Origin of the sequence: Enterobacter sp. RIT637, assembly GCF_019718755.1 — a bacterium.
Taxonomy (GTDB): Bacteria; Pseudomonadota; Gammaproteobacteria; order Enterobacterales; family Enterobacteriaceae; genus Enterobacter.
Map to the genome: position 1 here is coordinate 709,505 of NZ_JAIHAZ010000001.1, position 22,423 is coordinate 731,927.

The 22,423-nt window shown below is 61.4% G+C and carries 3 protein-coding genes and 2 pseudogenes; 4 read left to right on the forward strand and 1 reads right to left on the reverse strand.

Annotated features, from left to right (window positions below):
- Positions 1-75: 75 nt before the first annotated feature.
- From K5E19_RS03450 to K5E19_RS03460, 4 genes and pseudogenes are all read left to right on the forward strand, one after another.
- Positions 76-16,938: pseudogene (locus K5E19_RS03450) on the forward strand (Ig-like domain-containing protein); the annotation flags it as partial.
- Between the two features lie 834 nt (positions 16,939-17,772).
- Positions 17,773-18,081, forward strand: a pseudogene (locus K5E19_RS24350) (type I secretion C-terminal target domain-containing protein); the annotation flags it as partial.
- A gap of 72 nt (positions 18,082-18,153) precedes the next feature.
- On the forward strand, positions 18,154-20,319 hold the full coding sequence (locus K5E19_RS03455) for a type I secretion system permease/ATPase (protein ID WP_221549983.1): 2,166 nt from the start codon (positions 18,154-18,156) through the stop codon (positions 20,317-20,319).
- Entirely contained in the window at positions 20,316-21,491 is a 1,176-nt protein-coding gene (locus K5E19_RS03460; protein WP_221549984.1) for an HlyD family type I secretion periplasmic adaptor subunit, read from the forward strand. Before K5E19_RS03455 ends, K5E19_RS03460 begins: the two co-directional genes overlap by 4 nt.
- Before the next feature lie 35 nt (positions 21,492-21,526).
- Here the strand turns inward: K5E19_RS03460 and K5E19_RS03465 are convergent, their stop codons facing one another.
- Positions 21,527-22,411, reverse strand: coding sequence for a MarR family transcriptional regulator (locus tag K5E19_RS03465; protein ID WP_221549985.1), 885 nt, complete (start codon positions 22,409-22,411; stop codon positions 21,527-21,529).
- Positions 22,412-22,423 lie beyond the last annotated feature (12 nt).

Here is a 22,423-nt window from a genome sequence, read left to right on the forward strand (position 1 = left end):
GTTTTTTCCCAGGGATAGCTACATCCGTCTGGTGGACATATCCACAGGAATCCGTACACCTGCAAGGAGAAGAATATGAGTAACGTAAAAGTTGTTGATGTCATCATTCGCAAAACGGCGGAGAAAACGAAATTAACCGGTGAAGGAAATTTGTCGGTATCCATTTCATCGCCGAGCGTGATTGAAATCCAGGGTTCTGCTCAGGACGTGGTGCGTTATGTCCGCCAGGGGAAAGACCTCCTGATTTATATGAAAGATGGCAGTGTGATCCGCTGCAATAACTATTTTGTCGAAGATCCAGAAACGCATAATCAGTCAGAGCTGGTGTTCAACGATAATCAGGAACTGACTCATATTTCTTTTGCCGATGCCGGGGAAGCGTCAGGCATGGCCGCGACGGAATTAACCGCGCAGGCCGCACCCATTAGCAGCATTGAGCCTTTCCTGGAGCAGGAAAGCGTATTAAGCGATGCGCCGTGGGGCTGGATTGCGGGAGCGGCGTTAGGCGGCGGTGCCATTGGGGCGCTGCTGGCTCACGGCGGTGACGGCGAAACAAAAACGAAAGTTATTGACAATACCAAAGAGGTTGAGAGCGCCACGCCGACCTTTTTGCTGACTGATAACGCGGGTGACAAGCAGGGCGTGCTGAGTGCAAAAGAGATCACGGACGACAACACCCCAACCTTTAGCGGTACCGGGCAGCCGGGCGCGACCATTCAGATTAAAGACAGCAGCGGCAGCACCATTGCCAGCGCCATGGTCGCGAAGGACGGCACCTGGACGGTAAAACTCCCGACACAGACCGACGGGGAGCACACCTGGTCGGTCGTACAGATCGACGGCAGCAAAACCACCTCAGCGGGCAGCATCACCGTAACCGTCTCAACGGCCGAGGCCGCCGTGACGCTCGCCACCACGGCGGGCGATAACGTGATCAACGCCAGCGAACAGTCCGCGGGCTTCACGCTTTCCGGTGCCAGCAAAAACCTGGCGCAGGGAACGTCGCTGACCGTCACGCTGAACGGAAAAACCTATACCGCAGAAGTCGGGGCAAACGGCGCGTGGAGCGTGAAGGTGCCTGCCGCAGACGCGCAGGCGCTGGGCGACGGCACCTGGACGGTCAACGTGAGCGGCAAAGACGCGGCGGGTAATATCGTGAGCGGCAGTCAGACGATTGGCGTCGATACCGTTGCGCCTGCGCTCTCCGTGAACGCAATCGCGCAGGACAATATCATTAACGCCGCTGAACATAATCAGCCGCTGACGATTAGCGGTAAAACCGATGCGGAAGCGGGCCAGATTGTGACGGTCACGCTGAACGGCAAAAATCACACGGCGACCGTGGGCAGCAACGGCACCTGGTCCGTCACGCTTCCTGCCGGTGAAGTACAGGCGATGGCTAACGGCGGGCACACCCTGACGGTCAACGTCAGCGATAAAGCGGGTAACGGTTCTTCCACCACCGCCGATTTCACGGTTGATACCGCCGCTCCCGTTGTGACGATCAACACCGTCGCGGGTGACGACATTCTGAATACCAGCGAGCAGGGCCAGGCGCAGATCGTTTCCGGTAAGGCGAGCGGCGCGGCGGCAGGAGACGTGGTGACCGTTACCGTTGGCGGACAGACCTTCACCGGTGTGGTGCTTGCCGACGGCAGCTGGAGCGTCGGCGTGCCTGCCTCCGTCATCGGCGCGCTCGGTGAGGGCAGCCACACGATCTCTGTCTCCGTCACTGATGCTGCGGGCAACACCGGCAGCGCGACGCACGGCGTGACGCTGAGCGGCAACCCGCCGGAATTCACGATTGACGCCATCAGCCAGGATAACGTCCTGAACGCGCAGGAGGCCATGCAGCCCCTGAGCCTGAGCGGCACCAGCAACCTGCCGAACGGCAGCGCCATCACCGTCACGTTAAACAACGTTAACTATCAGGCTACGGTCGAAAATGGTATCTGGACGGTTCAGGTGCCGGTTTCTGACGTGCTGAATCTGGCGAACACCCTTTATACCGTGAGCGTCAGCGGTACCGACAGCGTGGGTAATAGCGGTTCTGCCGAAGCGAATCTGCTGGTGGACACCGTGCTGCCGCAGGTCATTATCAATACGTTTGCGGGTGACAACCTGGTCAATAACGCCGAAGCGGGCGTCGATCAAACCCTCAGCGGTCGCGTCACCGGCGCGGCGGCGGGCGATACCGTCACCATCACCGTCGGCGGCAAGAGCTACACCGCAACGGTTGGCAGCGATCTGACCTGGAGCGTGAAAATCCCGTCAGCGGATCTTCAGGCGTTCGGCGACGGGGATTTGACCTTTAGCGCCTCCGTCACTAACGGGCACGGCAATACCGGCACCGGCGAGCGTGATATCAATATCAACGCGGAGCTGCCGGGCCTGCGCGTGAACACCATTTCCGGCGATGACGTGATCAACGCCATTGAACAGCAGCAGGATCTGAGCGTCACCGGCTCCAGTACCCATCTGGCCGCGGGGACGCAGATTGTCGTCACCATCAACAACGTTGAGTACGTCACCGCGGTTAACGCCAGCGGCAACTGGCAGATCGGCGTTCCGGCGGCGGACCTGCAGGCCTGGACGGCGGGCGGCATGACGGTTAGCGTCAGTGCGGTAGATGCCTGGGGCAATACCGTTGCGGCTGAACACCCGATTGAACTCGATCTTAACGCCGTGGCGGTCACCATTGATATCGTCTCCGGCGACGACCTGCTGAATGCGGCGGAAAAAGGCGCGGACTTAACCCTTTCCGGCCAGACGCAGGGCGTGGAGGCGGGGCAGACCGTGGTGGTTAAATTCGCTGACCAGACCTTCACCGCGCAGGTGCAGCAGGACGGCTCCTGGAGCCTGACCGTACCGGCCAGCGCAATGGAAACCCTGATCGACGGACGCGCGCAGGTGAGCGTCAGCGTCACTAACATCAGCGGCAACAGCGCGGACGCCGCGCGCGTGGTCACGGTGGATACGCAGCCACCGGCGATAACGCTCGATAACCTGACCGCCGACAACATCATCAACGCGGCGGAAGCGCAGCAGGATTTAGCCTTAAGCGGTACCAGCACTGCGGAAGCGGGCCAGACGGTCACCGTGACGCTGAACGGCAAAACGTATCAGACCACGGTTCAGGCGGACGGTACGTGGCAGCTGAGCGTGCCTGCGGCTGACGTGGGTGCCCTGACGGATGGCATCGTTACCGTGACCGCAACCGTGAGCGACGTGGCGGGCAACGCCAGCAGCGCCGATCGCGTGGGACTGGTGGACGCCACCGTACCGCAGGTGACCATTAACGACTTTGTCACCGACACTAACACCGTTAACCAGCTCGCCCATTCACAGGCGCAGATCCTGAGCGGCTCCGTCACCGGTGCGGCGGCGGGCGACCTTGTGACCATTACCATTAACAGCGTCGATTACACCACGGTGGTGGATGCATCGGGCAACTGGAGCCTTGGCCTGCCCGCGTCTGTCGTGCAGGGTCTGACGGACGGCACCTGGACCATCGACGTCTCCGTGACCGACCGATCCGGCAATACCGGAAGCAGTTCACTGGATGTGGTGGTGAATACCGTGACGCCTGTTATCGCCATCAGCACGCTGGCGGCGGACGACGTGATCAACGCGACCGAGAAGGGCGAAGATCTGCTGCTCTCCGGCACCAGCAACCAGCCGGAAGGGACCAGCATCACCGTTAACCTGAACGGCATCAACTACACCGCCACCACCGACGCCAGCGGCAGCTGGAGCGTGACCGTACCGGCCTCGGCCGTCAGCGCGCTGGGAGAAGCCCATTACACCGTGACGGCGAGCGTCACGGATAGCGTAGGCAATAGCGCCTCAACCTCACACGATGTGCTGGTGGATAGCTCGCTGCCGGTGGTGACGATCAACACCCTGGCGGGCGACAATATCGTTAACGCAGCGGAAGTGGCGGCAGGGCAAACCCTGACCGGTAAGGTGACGAACGCGGCGTCAGGTGACACTGTCACTATTGTTCTTGGCGGCCAGACATACACCGCTACCGTGCAGGACGATCTCACCTGGAGTCTGCCGTTAAGCGAGAGCCAGTTAACCGCGCTCGGCAACGGCGACCTCACCGTCTCCGCCAGCGTGACCAACGCGCACGGCAATACCGGATCTTCTTCTCTCGACTTCAGCATCGACGCCCAGCTCCCGGGACTCCGTATTGATACCGTCGCAGGTGACGACGTGATCAACGTGATTGAACACGCTCAGAACCTGATTGTGTCCGGCACCAGCACCGATCTGGCGGCGGGCAGCACCGTGACCGTGACCATCAACGGCAAAGCCTATTCGGCAACGGTACTGGCGGACGGCACCTGGCAGGCGGCGATACCTGCGGCGGATGTGTCCCAGTGGGCGGACGGTTCGCTCACCATCAGCGCCAGCGCGCAGGATGCCTCCGGCAACCCGGTGACCATCGGCACCGTCGTGGACGTCGATCTCGCGCCTGTCGCCATCACCATCAGCAGCGTGACCGACGATAACGTGCTCAACGCGGCGGAAAAAGGCCAGGACCTGGTGCTTTCCGGCACCACCTCTAACGTTGAAGCGGGTCAGACCGTGACCATCACCGTCGCGGGTAAAACCTATACCACGACGGTGGATGCCAACGGCGACTGGACCTGGACCGTTCCGGCAGCCGATTTGAGCGGCCTGAAAGACGGTGACGCCAGCGTGCAGGTCAGCGTTACCAACGTGAACGGCAACGCGGCGTCTTCGGCGCAGGAATTCAGCGTCGACACTACCGCGCCGACGGTGACCATCAACACCATCAGCAGTGACAATATGCTGAACGCGGCGGAGGCGGCGCAGGATTTGACCCTGAGCGGCACCTCTACTGCCGAAGCGGGCCAGACGGTCACAGTGACCTTCAACGGCAATCAGTACACTGCGCAGGTGCAGGCGGACGGTAGCTGGACGCTCGACGTTCCGGCGGCGGACATGGCAGGCATCACCGACGGCAGCGCGGCGGTCACGGCGACCGTGTCCGATAAGGCAGGCAACCCGGCCAGTGCGGGCTCCTCGGTGCTGGTCGACACTACCGTACCGCAGATTACCTTCAACATCGTTGCGGGCGACGACGTCGTGAATATTGCCGAGCACGGCCAGGCGCTGATCGTCTCCGGTAAGGTCACGGGCGCGCAGGCGGGCGATGTCATTACCGTCACCCTGAACGGGAAAGACTATACCGCCATGCTGGATGCGTCCGGCAACTGGAGCGTGGGCGTTCCGGCGACGGACGTGGGCGCGCTGGCTGGCGGCGACCAGACGATTTCCGCGACCCTCACCGATAAAGCCGGTAACAGCACCAGCGCCACGCATGAATTTGACGTCTCGCTGACCGCGCCAGTGGTGGCCATCAATACCCTGGCGGTTGACGACGTGATCAACGCGACCGAGAAAGGCCAGGATCTGCTGGTGTCCGGCACCAGCAACCAGCCGGACGGAACCACCATTACGGTGACCCTGAACGGGATCGGCTATACGGCCACCACTGACGCCAGCGGCAGCTGGAGCATCACCGTTCCGGCGGCAAACGTTTCTGCGCTCGGAGAAGCAAGCTATGTCGTGACGGCGAGCGTAACCGACGCCGCAGGCAACAGCGCGAGCACCGACCACAGCGTGCTGGTCGACAGCGCGCTGCCGCAGGTCACCATCAACCCTGTCGCCACGGACGATGTCATTAACGCAGCGGAAGTGGCTGCCGGGCAGACCCTGAGCGGCAAAGTGAGCGGCGCGGCCAGCGGTGACACTGTCACTGTTTCAGTTGGTGGCAATACCTATACCGCGACGGTTCAGGACGATCTGAGCTGGTCGGTCAACGTGCCGTCCACGGTCTTAACCGCCATCGGTAACGGCGATCTGACGGTGTCAGCCAGCGTCACCAACGGCCACGGCAACACCGGAACCGGCGAGCGCGACATCACCATCGACGCTAACCTGCCGGGCCTGCGCGTCGATACCGTGGCGGGCGACGATGTGATCAACAGCATTGAGCACGCTCAGAACCTGATAATTACCGGCTCCAGCGAGGGCCTGGCAACGGGCGCGGCGTTAACGGTGACCGTCAACGGTAAAACCTACGCCGCAACCGTGCTGGCGGACGGCACCTGGACGGCGGCCATTCCGGCGGCAGACGTCAGCGCGCTGAATGCGGGCACGGTCACCGTGACCGTGGACGGCCAGAGCGCGGCGGGTAATCCGGTTTCCATCAGCCACGACGTGAAGGTGGATCTGGCGGCAGTCGCCATCAGCATTAACCCGATTGCCACGGACGATGTAATCAACGCGGCGGAGAAAGGCGCGGACCTGGTGCTGTCCGGCTCGACCACCAACGTGGAAGAAAACCAGACCGTTACCATCACCTTCGGCGGCAAGTCGTACACCGCGACCGTGGATGCCAGCGGCAACTGGACGGCGACCGTACCGTCCGCCGATTTGGGCAGCCTGAAGGACGGCGATGCCAGCGTGCAGGTGAGCGTCACCAACGTGAACGGCAACAGCGCGTCGGCAGGCCGCGAGTACAGCGTGGACGCCACCGCGCCGACGGTGTCTATCGAGATCGTCAGCGACAACAACATCATCAACGCGGCCGAAGCGCAGCAGGATCTGGTTGTTAACGGCGTGACCAACGCCGAAGCGGGCCAGACCGTCACCGTGACGCTGAACGGCGTGGACTACACCACTACCGTGCAGGCAAACGGCAGCTGGAGCGTGACCGTGCCGTCCGCGGATCTGAGCGGTATTACCGACGGCAACTACACCATCAGCGCCGCCGTGTCTGATAAGGCGGGCAACCCGGCCTCTGCGGATCGCGACGTGCTGGTCGATACCACCGTCCCGCAACTGACCATTAACACCGTTTCCGACGACGACGTGATCAACAGCGCCGAGCATGCGCAGGCTCTGATTGTCACGGGTTCCGTGACCGGTGCGGCGGCCGGAGATGTGGTCACCGTCACGCTCAACGGCAAATCCTACACCGCCACCCTGGACACCTCAGGCAACTGGAGCGTGGGCGTGCCTGCGGCGGACGTCACCGCCCTGGCCGCAGGGGATTACACCATTACCGCGGCGCTGACCGATAAAGCGGGCAACAGCAACAGCGCCACGCACGGCGTGGAGGTGAACCTGACCGCGCCGGTGCTGACCATTGACACCGTTTCCGGTGACGATGTGATCAACAACGCCGAGAAAACCCAGGATCTGACGATCTCCGGTACGGCTTCCGGCCTGGCGACAGGCGCGGTGGTGACCGTGATGCTGAACGGCAAAGCGTACAGCGCGATGGTCGATAGCAACGGGAAATGGACGACTACCGTTCCGGCGGATCAGGTCGGCGCGTTGGGTGAAGCGTTGTACACCGTTACTGCATCGGCAACGGACAGCGTCGGCAACAATACCAGCACGTCACACACCGTGAACGTGGAATCCGTTCTGCCGGGCGTGAGTATCAACACCATTGCAGGTGACGACGTCATTAACGCCGCGGAACTGGCAGCCGGGCAGACCATCAGCGGTAAGGTGGTGAATGCCGAAGCGGGCAACACCGTGACCGTGACCATTGGCGGCAACAGCTACACCGCAACGGTGCAGAGCGATCTCACCTGGTCCGTTAACGTGCCGGAATCCGTGCTGACCGCGCTGGGCAACGGCGATTTGACCGTGTCAGCCAGCGTCACGAACGGCGTGGGCAATAGCGGAACGGGCGAGCGCGAAATCACCATAGACGCTAACCTGCCGGGCCTGCGCGTGGATACCGTGGCGGGTGACGACGTGATCAACAGCATCGAACATACTCAAAACCTGATTATCACCGGCACCAGCGACGGGCTGGCGGCGGGCGCGGCGCTGACCGTGACCGTCAACGGCAAAACCTATCCGGCGACTGTGCTGGCGGACGGCACCTGGAGCGCGGCGATCCCTGCGGCGGACGTGGGTGCGCTGGCCGCAGGTACGGTTACCGTAACCGTTGCTGGCCAGAGCAGCGCCGGTAACCCGGTTTCCATCATCCACGATGTGACGGTGGATCTGGCGAGCGTTGCCATCAGCATCGACGCCGTTGCCACCGATGACGTGATTAACGCGGCCGAGAAGGGCGCGGATCTGGTGCTCTCCGGCACAACCTCGAACGTGGAGGAAAACCAGACCGTCACCATCACTTTCGGCGGCAAGAGCTACACCGCGACGGTGAACGCCGACGGCAAATGGACCGCCACGGTGCCAGCGGCCGATCTGGCGGGTCTGAAAGACGGCGACGCCAGCGTGCAGGTGAGCGTCACTAACGTGAACGGCAACAGCGCCTCGGCAGGTCGCGAGTACATCGTGGATGCAACCGCACCGTCCGTGACCATCAATACCCTGGCGAACGACGATATTCTGAACGCCGCTGAAGCGCAGTCCGATCTGACCGTATCCGGTACCACCACCGCCGAAGCGGGCCAGACGGTCACCGTATCGCTGAACGGCAAAGACTACACCACAACCGTCAGCGTAGACGGCAGCTGGACGCTGAACGTCCCGGCCGCCGATCTGGCTGGATTAACCGACGGCAGCGTGACCGTCACCGCGTCGGTCAGCGATAAAGCGGGTAACCCGGCGTCCGTGGATCACAACCTGGCGGTAGATATCACCGCGCCTGCGGTGACCATCAACACCGTGGCGGGCGACGATGTCATTAACATCGCAGAACACGGCCAGGCGCAAATCATCAGCGGCACCGCCACCGGCGCGGCAGCGGGTGATAAGGTCACCGTCACGATTGGCGGGCAGACCTACACCACCGTGCTGGACGCGGCGGGGAACTGGAGCGTGGGCGTACCGGCGAATGTGATTTCGGGCCTCAGCGACGGCACCGTGACCGTCACGGCGTCAGTCACCGACGCGGCGGGCAACACCGGCACCGGCACGCATAACGTGACCGTCGATACCGGTCTGCCATCGGTAGCCTTCAACGCCATCAGCGATGACAACGTCCTCAACGCCGTTGAAAAAGGCCAGGATCTGAGCGTCAGCGGCACCAGCGCTAACCTCGCGGAAGGCACCGTGGTGACCGTGACTCTCAACGGTAAAAACTACACGGCCACCACGGCGGCAGACGGCACCTGGAGCCTGACGGTTCCGGCAGCGGATCTGGCCGGTCTCGGCCAGGCCAATTACACCCTGAATGCGACCGCCACCAACGGCGTGGGCAACAGCGTGAGCAACACCGCGAACCTGCTGGTGGACACCGCGCTGCCGACCGTCACCATCAACACCGTGGCGGGCGATAACGTCATCAACGCGGCGGAAGTGGCGGCAGGCCAGACCCTGAGCGGCAGCGTGGCGAATGCCGAAGCGGGCAATACCGTTACCGTCACCCTTGGCGGCAACAGCTACACCGCAACGGTGCAGAACGATCTGACCTGGTCCGTGAACGTGCCGTCTGACGTGCTGACTGCGTTGGGCAACGGCAGCCTGAGCGTAACGGCGGTCGTCACCAACGGCCACGGCAATACCGGCACCGGCGAGCGCGAGATCGCTATCGACGCTAACCTGCCGGGACTGCGTGTCGACACCGTCGCGGGTGATGACGTGATCAACACCATCGAGCACGCGCAGAACCTGATCGTCACCGGTTCCAGCGACGGGCTGGCGGCGGGCACGGCGCTGACCGTCACCGTCAACGGTAAAGACTATGCGGCGACCGTACTGGCGGACGGCACCTGGATCGCGGCGATCCCGTCCACCGACGTGAGCGCGTGGCCGGAAGGCACCGTCAAAATCAGCGTGACCGGCGACAGCTCTGCGGGCAACCCGATTACCATCAGCCACGACGTGACGGTAGATCTGGCGACCGTTGCCATCAGCATCAATTCCATCGCTACCGACGACGTGATTAACGCGGCGGAGAAGGGCGCGGATCTGGTGCTGTCCGGTGCGACCACCAACGTGGAAGCCGGGCAGACCGTGACCATCAGCCTGAACGGCAAAATCTATAGCGCGACAGTAGACGATAGCGGTAACTGGACCTACACCGTACCGTCTGCGGATCTGGTACACCTTAAGGATGGCGACGCCAGCGTGCAGGTGAGCGTCACCAACGTGAACGGCAACAGCGCCTCGGCGGGCCGCGAGTACAGCGTGGATGCGACCGCACCGTTCGTGACCATCAATACCCTGGCGACCGACGATATTCTGAATGCCACTGAAGCACAGTCCGATCTGACCGTATCCGGCACCACCACCGCCGAAGCGGGCCAGACCGTGAACGTGACGCTGAACGGCAAAGACTACACCACAGCCGCAGGCGCGGACGGCAGCTGGACGCTGAGCGTTCCGGCGGCGGATCTGGCGGCACTCGGCGACGGCAGCGTCACCGTGACGGCGAGCGTCAGCGACAAGGCGGGCAACCCGGCGTCGGTTGATCACACTCTGACGGTCGACGTGACCGTTCCTGCGGTGACCATCAATACCGTAGCGGGCGATGACGTGATTAACATCGCTGAGCACGCTCAGGCGCACATCATCAGCGGCACCGCCACCGGCGCGGCTGCGGGCGATAAGGTCACTGTCACCATCGGCGGCCAGACTTACACCACCGTGCTGGACGCGGCGGGTAACTGGAGCGTGGGCGTACCGGCCAGCGTCATTTCCGGCCTCAGCGACGGCACCGTGACCGTCACGGCGTCAGTCACCGACGCGGCGGGCAATACCGGTACCGGCAGCCATAACGTGACCGTCGATACCGGTCTGCCTTCGGTCAGCTTCAGCGCCATCAGCGGCGACAACGTGCTGAACGCGGTGGAGAAAGGTCAGGATCTGAGCGTCAGCGGCACCAGCGCCAACCTGGCGGAAGGCACCGTGGTGACCGTGACCCTCAACGGTAAAAACTACACGGCCACGACAGCGGCGGACGGCACCTGGAGCCTGACCGTTCCGGCAGCGGATCTGGCGGGCCTGGGCGAAGCCAACTATACCCTGAGCGCCGCCGCAACCAACGGCGTGGGTAACACCGTGAATAACACCGCGAACCTGCAGGTGGACACCGCGCTGCCGACCGTCACCATCAATACCGTGGCGGGCGATAACGTCATCAACGCGGCGGAAGTGGCCGCAGGCCAGACCATCAGCGGCAAAGTGGCGAACGCGGAAGCGGGCAATACCGTCACCGTCACCCTTGGCGGCAACAGCTACACCGCAACGGTGCAGAGCGATCTGACCTGGTCCGTGAACGTGCCGGGATCCGTCCTGACCGCGCTGGGCAACGGCGATTTGACCGTATCGGCGACCGTCACCAACGGTCACGGCAACACCGGCGCGGGCGAGCGCGAAATCGCTATCGACGCTAACCTGCCGGGTCTGCGCATTGATACCGTGGCGGGCGACGATGTGATTAACAGCATCGAGCATGGACAGAACCTGATTGTCACCGGATCCAGCGACGGGCTGGCGGCAGGCACCACGCTCACCGTGACCGTTAATGGCAAAACCTATGCGGCCTCCGTGCTGGCAGACGGCACCTGGAGCGCGGCGATCCCGGCGGCAGACGTCGGGGCCCTGGCTGCGGGTACGGTCACCGTGACCGTTGCAGGCCAGAGCGCGGCGGGCAACCCGGTGACCATCAGCCACGATGTCACCGTCGATCTGTCTGCCGTTGCCGTCAGCATCGATGCGATTGCCACCGACGACGTGATTAACGCGGCGGAGAAAGGGGCGGATCTGGTGCTGTCCGGCAGCACCTCGAACGTGGAGGAAGACCAGACCGTTACCATCACCTTCGGCGGCAAGACGTACACCGCGACGGTGGACGCTGACGGTAACTGGACGGCCACCGTGCCTTCCGCCGATCTCGCGGGCCTGAAGGACGGCGATGCCAGCGTGCAGGTGAGCGTCACCAACGCGCACGGTAACAGCGCCTCTGCGGGCCGTGAGTACAGCGTGGATGCGACCGCGCCAACCGTGAGCATTGATACCGTCGCTGGCGATAACGTGATTAACGGCAGCGAAGCGGCTGCGGGCGTGGCCATTTCCGGCACCACCACGGCGGAAGTCGGGCAGACGGTCACCGTGACGCTGGGCGGTAAGAGCTATACCGCGCAGGTGCAGCAGGGCGGCATCTGGAGCGTGAACGTGCCGGGCGCCGACCTGTCTGCGCTGGCGGATAACGGCTACACCGTGCAGGTGAGCGTGAGCGACGCCGCGGGTAACCCGGGCAGCGCGGGCAAAGCGATTACGCTTGATACCACGCCGCCGACCGTCAGCTTTAACGCCGTCGCGGGCGATAACATCATTAATAGCGTGGAGCACGGGCAGGCGCAGATTGTCAGCGGTACGGCAACCGGTGCGAGCGTCGGCGATAAGCTGGTCATCACCATCGGTTCGAACCAGTACACCACCACCGTTGACGCCAGCGGTAACTGGAGCGTAGGCGTTCCGGCCAGCGTGATTTCCGCGCTGAACGACGGCACCGTGACCCTCAGCGCGACGATTACCGACAGCGCGGGCAACAGCAGCACCCAGACCCACGATGTGGTGGTGAACACCGCCTCCGTGGCCCTGACGGTGAACACCGTTAGCGGTGACGACGTCATCAACGCGGCGGAAGCCGGTTCGTCCCTGGTGATTAACGGCTCCAGCGCCCAGTTCGCCAGCGGGACTCAGGTCACCGTGACGCTGAACGGCAAAACCTATACGGCCACCATCCAGAGCGACGGCAGCTGGACGACCACCGTTCCGGCCGCAGACGTGGGCGCCCTGGCCGATGGCGCGAGCTATCAGGTGTCCGTGTCGGCGCAGGACAGCGCGGGCAACAGCGCGTCGGCGACGCACGGCATCAGCGTGGATACCACCGCGCCGGTGGTGAGCATTGCAACGCTGTCGACTGACGACATGCTGAACGCGCTTGAAGCGCAGCAGCCGCTGACCGTGCACGGCTCTTCCAGCGCGGAGGCGGGTCAGACCGTCACCGTGACGCTGGGCGGCAAAACCTACACCGCCACCGTGGCAAACGACGGTACCTGGACGCTGGACGTTCCGGCTGCCGATCTGGCCGCGCTGAGCCAGGGCGCGCTGACGGTCACTGCCTCGGTCAACGACAAAGCGGGTAATAACGGCCAGACCACGCACACCTTAACGGTCGATACCGTCGCGCCAACCGTAACCATCAGCACCGTGGCCGATGACGATATCGTCAACAACGCGGAGCAGCTGGCGGGGCAGACCATCAGCGGCACCACTACGGCGGAACAGGGCCAGACGGTGACCGTCTCCTTCAACGGGCACAGCTATCAGGCGACCGTCGGGGCGGACGGATCCTGGTCGGTCTTCGTGCCGGGCCGTGATTTCCTCGGCCTGAGCGACGGGGATTACACCATCACCGCGTCGGTAAGCGACAGGGCGGGCAACCCGGGCAGCGCAACGCACGACGTGACGCTGAACGGCGATGTCCCAACCATCACCATCAACACCTTTGCGCAGGACGATATCGTCAACGCCGCCGAGCACGGCACGCCGCTGGTCGTCAGCGGCACCACCGACGCCCCGGCGGGCCAGACGGTGACCATTACGCTGAACGGTAAAACTTATACGGCGACCGTGCAGAATGACGGCACCTGGAGCTATACGGTCGGCAGCGCAGACGTGACCGCGCTGGCAGACGGCGGTTCGTACGTGATTAACGCGCAGGTCAGCAACACCATCGGCAACAGCGCCAGCGATAACCACAGCGTCACCGTGGATCTCACCGCGCCGTCGATGGGGATTAGCATTGATTCGCTGCAAAACGACACCGGCCTGAGCGCGACGGATTTCATCACCAACGACGCTCAGGTCGTGGTCAACGGCTCCCTGACCGCGCAGCTCGGCAATAACGAGAAGGCGCAGATCAGCCTCGACGGCGGCACCACCTGGAGTGACCTGACCGTGACCGGCACCATCTGGCGCTACACCGATGGCCGCACTCTGACGGACGGTTCGTATCAGTACCAGGTGCGCGTGATCGATAACGCGGGCAACGTGGGGGCCACGGACAGCCAGGACGTGGTGATTGATCTGACGAAGCCTGCGGCTACGACAATTACGGTCGATTCCATCACCCAGGATACCGGCCTGTCCGGCAGCGACTTTATCACCAGCGACAACCAGATCAGCCTGAAAGGGACGCTCGGCGCCGCGCTGGGCAGCGGCGACCACGCGCAGATCAGCCTCGACGGCGGCGTTACCTGGATCGACGTTAGCGTCAGCGGCCTGAGCTGGACGTACGTCGATGGCCGCACGCTGGCCGACGCGGATTACAACTACCAGCTGCGCGTGATTGACGACGCGGGCAATATCAGCGCCACCGCCAGCCAGGTGGTGACCATTGATACGGTTGCGCCGGACGCGAGCAAAACCATCGCCATTGACAGCATCAGCGACGATACCGGCCTGAGCAGCAGCGACTTTATCACCAACGATACGTCCCTGACGCTGCATGGCTCGCTCGGCGCGACGCTGGCCGACGGCGAGTATGCCCAGATCAGCATCGACGGCGGCGTCACCTGGCAGAACGTCATCGTCACCGGCAACAGCTGGTACTACGTCGATAGCCGCACGCTGGGTAACCAGACCTATGACTACTACGTTCGCGTGGTGGACGCGGCGGGCAACGTGGGGGCGAGCGCCCATCAGCAGGTGACCGTCGATACGGTCGCCCCGGATGCGGCGATTACGGTGACCGTGGATAACATCACCGTGGATACCGGCTTCGACAATAACGACTTCCTGACCAGTTCGACCTCGTACACGCTGCACGGAACGCTCGGCGCAGAACTCGGCGCGGGTGAATTCGTGCAGGTGAGCATGGACGGCGGCAGCACCTGGGTGTACGCCATCGTCAGCGGTACGCAGTGGAGCTACAGCGACACGCGTACCCTGACCGACGGCAGCCATAACTACCAGGTGCGGGTCGTTGACCAGGCGGGGAACGTTGGGGCAACAACCGCTCAGGCGGTGACGGTGGATACGCAGGCGCCGCAGTACGGCGTCACCATCGACAGCATCAGTGACGATACCGGCCAGTCCGGCAGTGATTTCATCACCATGGACACCACGTTGACGATCAACGGCTCGCTGGGCAGCGCGCTGGCAAGCGACGAGCGCGTACAGATAAGCCTGGACGGCGGAAATACCTGGCTCGATACCACGGTCACCAACCAGCGCTGGAGCTACACCGATACCCGCGATCTGCCTGACGGTGACTACACCTACCAGGTGCGGATTATCGACCAGGCGGGCAACGTCGGCTCCACCGCCTCTCAGGTGGTGACGGTGGACACCACGCCGCCAACCACGGTAGGCACGGTAGTGAGCTATACCGACGGCGAAGGCGAGCGTCAGGGCACCTTTGGCAGTGCGGTGGCAACGGACGATAACTCGCCACTGATCAACGGTACGCTTAACCGCGCCCCGGACGACGGTGAAATTGTGCAGCTCTATCGTGACGGGGTCCTGCTCGGCCAGGTGACCATGAACGGCAGCGCAAGCTGGTCCTTCCAGGACAACGGCCTGAGCGACGGCAACCACACCTACATTGTGCGCGTCACCGATAAGGCCGGTAACTACACGGAATCGGACGGCTTTGTGCTGAACGTGGATACCAGCATCCCGACCACCACGGCGGCGATTACCGCGCAGACCACGTCGGACACCACGCCGATCGTCAGCGGTACCGTCTCCGCTGACCTGGTGAACGGTGAATACCTGGTGGTAACGGTGAACGGAAAAACCTACACCTCCCAGACCGGCGGCGCGGTGGTGGTCGACCCGGATCACAACACCTGGTATCTGCAGATCCCGGACGGCGATGCGCTGAGCGTGTCGAGCTACAGCGTGACGGCGCAGGTGAAGAGCAGCGCGGGTAACGGTAATACCACCGGTACGGCGACCGGCAGCCTGGTGATTGATACCACCTCGGTGAATACCGACTGGGCAACCACGGCGGGGAACAGCAACAACTCAACCATGACCCTCGGCATGAACAGCAGCGGTCTGTGGAACATCATTGCTAACGGCCAGTCCTACTCCAGCAGCGATAGCTCGACCTATGCCGGAAATACGCTGACCAACACCCGCAGCTACTACATGGTGAGCCAGACCGCTGCCGACTTTGACCGTAACGGCACGCAGGATATCTTCGCGACGGAGACCACCTACTCGGGCTCTACGCAGGTGATGTGGACCTATGATGGCAGCACCTATAACGCCAGCCAGCTGGCGATGGGGACCACCATCTGGTACGGCGGCGTGATTGCGTACGATAAAACCGGCGATGGCTATCTGGATCTGGCGTACGGCGATGCTGGCATGGACTCACTGACCTACCTGGTGAACAACAACGGCGTTCTGTCGCCGGACGGCACCGGTGGCGAAGGCGGTTTCTACGGTCAGTTCGATTCCGGGCGCGAAATCTCCGGCGTTGACCTGAACAACGACGGTACGGTGGATATCGTTCAGCACACCAACCGCAGCGGCGCGTACTCGTTAACCGTGATCAACAACAACGGTAACGGCACGCTCTCTATCGGCCAAAACCTGACTAACGTGTTTGTGGCCAACGCCTCGAATACCACCACGGCGGCGTCCATGACGTGGGCAGACTTCAACGGTGATGGCTACATGGATCTGTACCTGGGCAGCAGCTACAACAACAACGGCGGGGTGATCTACTACAACGACGGTACCGGGACGCTTTCTGCCACCAAAAGCGCGGTGGAAGCCTCTAACGCCACGGCGGGCTATCTGTCAGTGGCGGTGGACTGGAACGGCGACGGGCAGATGGACATCATCAAGCTCAGCACCTACGGCGGCTCGCAAACGGCGACCCTGTTCACCAACAACGGTTACGGCTCTACCTGGACCTCAAGCCAGCTTGCGTCCGGTATTGCCTACGCGACCGGCGTGGCGGCGGTGGACTACAACTGGGACGGCGCGCAGGATCTGCTGGTGTCGCAGCAGAACGGCAAGGTGGTGCTGGTGCAGAACAGCAAAACCATTGCTGACGGCACCGCGATGCACCTGCACATTGTCGACAGCGAAGGCATCAACGCCTACTACGGCAACACGGTCAATCTGTACAACGCCGCGGGTGTACTGGTGGCGTCGCAGATCATCAACGCTCAGTCCGGTATCGGGTCGAACGATACCTCTGCGCTGGTGAGCTTCTACGGGCTGGATCCGAATGAAACCTATTCGGCCGAGATCCTGAAGATCACCAACGGCGTGTCGGATAACGTCACCTGGAGCGGTCTGGAGGCGGGCAACGGCAAAGAGGGGTACGTTCTGACGGCCGAAGCGGCCACCGGCGGCCACAGCGGGACCCTCACCGGGACCGGGTATAACGACACCTTTATCGCCGAGGATGGCACCTATACCTACAACGGCTCCGGCGGCTGGAATACCCATTCCGACTACGACACCTGGAGCAACACCGGCGGGATGGACGTGGTGGATTACCGCAATGCGACCTCCGGCGTAACCGTTGATTTGCGCCTCTCTACCGCGCAGGACACCGGGTTCGGTACGTCACGACTGCTCAACATTGAGGGGATCAACGGCTCGGACTTCGACGACGTCATTACCGGCAACAGCGGTGATAACCAGTTCGAAGGCCGCGGCGGGAACGACACCTTCAACATCGGCAGCGGCGGTCACGATACGTTGCTCTACAAGCTGATCAACGCCTCGGATGCAACGGGCGGTAACGGTCACGACGTGGTGAACGGCTTTACGGTCGGCACCTGGGAAGGGACCGCGGATACGGATCGTATTGACCTGCGCGATCTGCTCTCCGACAGCGGCTATACCGGCACCGGCTCGGCGAGCTACGTGAACGGCGTGGCTACGCTGGACAGCAGCGCGGGAAATATCAGCGATTACATCCGCGTGGTGCAGAACGGCAGCAATACCGAGATCCAGGTTGACCTGGACGGTACAGGCGGTCAGTTCTCGCCGACCACTCTGGTGACCCTGAACGGCGTGCAGACGGATCTGGCGACGCTGCTGGCGAACCATCAGCTGTTAATTGCGTAAACCAACGCCGCGGGGAGCGATCCCCGCGGCCTTTGGCGCTTCTTTTACACGAATTGCGTTAACCCGGAGATTATGAAGACACATCCACAGTACGAACCCTGGCTGCAGGGCATGCTTATCATCGCGAAACACTACCGGCTGGATTTCTCAGCGGAGCACGTTCGGGTCACGATTAACCATGAAAGCCAGTCTCCGCGCCAGCTGGTGCTGGAGGAGATGGCGCGCCAGCTTGGGCTGGGGATGCGTATGGTGGCGGCTGAAGCGATATCCCTCGATCCGTGGCGCCTGCCGCTGCTGGCGGAATTCACCGGCGGACAAATCGCGGTCATTAACCGCATGGACAGCGAAGGCAACGTCAGCCTGCAGTTCAGCGGCGACGCGGGGCTGGAGACGACGCTGACGCGTGACGAACTCGGGGCGCGGTTAAAGGGGCTGATGGTGTTGCGCCCGCTCGAATCCACGCCGGATGCCCGCGTGGACGATTACATCAAACCCTATGAGAAAAACTGGTTCTGGCAGCTGGCGCTGAAGGACTGGCGACGCTACAGCGACATCATGCTGGTGGCGCTGGTGGCCAACATGCTGGCGCTTTCCGGCATGGTCTTCTCCATGCAGGTCTACGACAGGGTGGTGCCGTCGCAGTCGGAAGCCACGCTGTGGGTGCTGTTTGCCGGCGTGATGATTGCCATTCTGTTCGAGTTCATCATGCGCATGCTGCGCGTGCATATTTCTGACGTGGTGGGGAAACGCGCCGACCTGCGTATCTCTGAACGCGTGTTTGCCCACGCGCTGCGGATTAAAAACGGCGCACGCTCCAAATCAACCGGATCCTTTATCGCGCAGATCCGCGAGCTGGAGTCGGTGCGCGAGCTCATCACCTCGACCACCATTGCGGCGATTTCCGATCTGCCGTTCTTCCTGCTGTTCGTCTTCATTCTGTGGATGATTGGCGGGCCGCTGGTGCTGGTGGTCCTGCTCGCCGTGCCGCTGCTGCTCATTCCCGGCCTGCTGGTGCAGCGCCCGCTGGGGAAACTCTCCAGCGAAGGGATGCGTGAATCCGCCATTCGTAACGCCACGCTGGTGGAAGCGGTGCAGGGCCTTGAAGACATCAAGCTGATGCGCGCCGAGCAGCGTTTCCAGAACCAGTGGAATAACACCAACGACGTCGCCGCCAGCGTCGGCATGAAGCAGCGCTGGCTGACGGGCCTGCTGCTCACCTGGACGCAGGAGGTGCAGTCCATCGTCTACGCGGTGGTGCTGTTGGTGGGCTGTTATCTGGTCATCAGCGGCGACATGACCACCGGTGCGCTGGTAGGTACCTCGATTCTGGCATCGCGCACTATCGCGCCGCTGTCGCAGATCTCAGGCGTGCTGTCGCGCTGGCAGTCGGCAAAAGTGGCCCGCAAGGGGCTGGACGACCTGATGCAGCGCCCGATTGACGATCCGCAGCACGGCAAAAAGGTGCACAAAGCCCACCTGCGCGGCGACTATGCGCTTGAGGACGTCGGGTTTTATTACGACGAGGAAGAGAAACTCACCGTGCTCAACATCAGCAAGCTGCAGATCCGCGCCGGAGAGCGCGTGGCGGTGCTTGGGCGCAATGGCTCCGGTAAAAGCACGCTGTTACAGCTTCTGGCGGGCATGCAGGAGCCGCAGCAGGGCAGCATCCTGCTCGACGATATTGCCCTCAATCATCTGGACCCGGCCGACGTGCGTCGCGACATGCAACTGCTTAGCCAGCAGGCCAGGCTGTTCTTTGGCTCCGTGCGGGACAACATCCTGATGGGGAACCCGTTAGCCACCGACGATGAGATCCATCAGGCGCTGGTTAACAGCGGCGCGCTGGAGTTTGTGCGTAAGCAGAAAATGGGGCTGAACACCATCATCAACGAGGGCGGAACGGGCCTGTCGGGCGGGCAGCGTCAGGCGCTATTGCTGGCGCGCGCGCTGATCGTCTCACCAAATATCCTGCTGCTGGACGAACCGACCGCCTGGCTGGACGAAATGAGCGAAAAGCAGTTTATACAGCATCTCCATAAATGGCTGGGTAAACGCCGGACGCTGGTGGTAGCGACGCATCGCCTGCCGATTCTGGATTTGGTTGACCGCATCATCGTGCTGGAAAACGGCAAGGTGGTGATGGACGGCCCGCGCGATGCGATCCTGCATCAGCACGGAATGGCGCCGCAGAAAGCCGTGCAGCGTACCGTCACCATGAAAACGGAGGGCGTAGCATGAATGATTTCTCTCGCTTTAACAGCCGTCTGAAAGAGCCGCGCCTGCCGCGCTCGTCACTGGTAGCATGGTCGCTGTTCGCCCTGCTGGCGGTTTTTATCACCTGGGCGAGCCTGTTCAAGCTGGATGAGGTGACGACCGGCAGCGGTAAGGTGATCCCGTCCTCCCACGAGCAGGTGATCCAGTCCCTGGAAGGGGGGATTATCCACAGCCTGATGGTGCGCGAGGGCGATATTGTTGAACGCGGTCAGCAGCTCGCGCAGCTTGACCGGACAAAAACCGAGTCCAGCGTGCTGGAGAGCGAGTCTCGCCTGAATGCGGCGCTGGCAACGGCGGCACGCCTGAAGGCCGAGGTGAACGATACGGAACTTGCGTTCCCGGAAGAGCTTGATGACGACGTTGAGCTGGTTAAACAGGAAACGGCGCTCTACCAGTCCCGTCGTGAGAGCCTCGAAAAAGGGCTGGCCGGTTTACGTCAGGGCGCAGAGCTTGTGCAGCGCGAACTGTCGTTGACCCGTCCGCTGGTGACCCAGGGGGCGGCCAGCAAGGTTGAGGTATTACGTCTTGAGCGTCAAAAAAATGAGCTTGAGAATAAAATCACCGAGATGAAAAACCAGTATTACGTTCGCGCCCGTGAAGAGCTGGCGAAAGCCAATGCGGAGATTGAAGCCCAGCGTTCGGTGATGAAAGGGCGTGAGGACTCCCTGACCCGGCTGACCTTCAATGCGCCGGTTCGCGGGATCGTGAAGGATATTGACGTGACAACTGTGGGAGGCGTTATCCCGCCGAACGGCAAGCTGATGAGCCTGGTCCCGCTGGACGATCAGATGGTGGTTGAGGCGAAAATCTCGCCGCGAGATGTGGCGTTTATCCACCCCGGCCAGAAAGCGCTGGTGAAAATTACGGCCTATGACTACTCCATTTATGGCGGACTGGAAGGGGAAGTGACCATGATTTCCCCGGACACCCTGCAGGATGAGGTGAAAAGGGATGTTTACTACTATCGCGTCTATATTCGTACCGACAGCAACCATCTGACCAATAAGCAAGGTCAGGAATTTCCGGTCTTTCCGGGCATGATTGCCACCGTTGATATTAAAACCGGCAGCAAAACCATTCTGGATTATCTGTTGAAGCCGCTGAACAAGGCGAAAGAGGCGCTGCGCGAAAGATAAAATAGTGGCGTTCGGGATCCCGAACGCCATGTGAATTATAACGTTGACGTCACGTTGTTGAGGAGGCGTCGTTCTTTCGGAACCACGTTGATGTAATGCGTGACATACGCAAAATACAAACCGGCATAATTTTCAACCAGTTCGATAAAGGCCGGGTAAATCGACATCCTTCCATCACCCCGATCTTTAAGGTAGCCCACCTCTTGCGCCGTTTTGATAATTCGGTTGACGTGAATGCGTGAAACAAAAAATTCCTTAGCGAGCGAACTGGCAGAGTAATCAATAATTGCGCCATGTGCTGATTTGTTTTTAACCGCCTGCAGATAAAGATATAGCATGATCATCCGGCCTCCGTCTTTATCGATAAATAAACCCACTTCCGGTAAAACCTTCCTGAACGTTAATCCCCGAAAAAGATATTCCGCCGCGCGGCGGAAAAAGTTATTTCTTAAAATATCATTGTCCAGCAAATTGACGTCAATATTAGACGCAGGATACAGAATGCTGACGGGTATAAATGCGCCGGACATATAGCGTTTAAGTTCATTCAATCCTTTTTCGGTTGGGGCGATTCTTGTTTTTCGCCTGTCTTCCGTACAGCGCCAGGTCCTGATGCGCCCGGTGGTTCGAAGTATCGTAATGATCGCAATGACGCTGTTGGGGCTGGCTATTTTATAGCGTGAACATAACTCTTTAATCTCTGAAACGGACTCGGCCTGATTTCCAAAAATAAAACAACACATGGAGAGAATGATGTTAAACCGTGATTCCTGCAGCATTGTCTTATAGAAAAGAGGTTGTTTTTTGTAGATGGTGTCATTAATTGTGTAGTGCTCTAATATTGCCTCACCGAATCGCGGGTTGTTCTTTATAACATCCCTTCGATGTAGCAAGGCCCTGGATGAGATGTGATTATCCATAGCGTTTTTCTC

Coding starts and splice junctions, on each gene's coding strand:
- K5E19_RS03455 (WP_221549983.1), top strand. CDS start 18,154: ATGAAGACACATCCACAGTACGAACCCTGGCTGCAGGGCATGCTTATC.
- K5E19_RS03460 (WP_221549984.1), top strand. CDS start 20,316: ATGAATGATTTCTCTCGCTTTAACAGCCGTCTGAAAGAGCCGCGCCTG.
- K5E19_RS03465 (WP_221549985.1), bottom strand. CDS start 22,411: ATGGATAATCACATCTCATCCAGGGCCTTGCTACATCGAAGGGATGTT.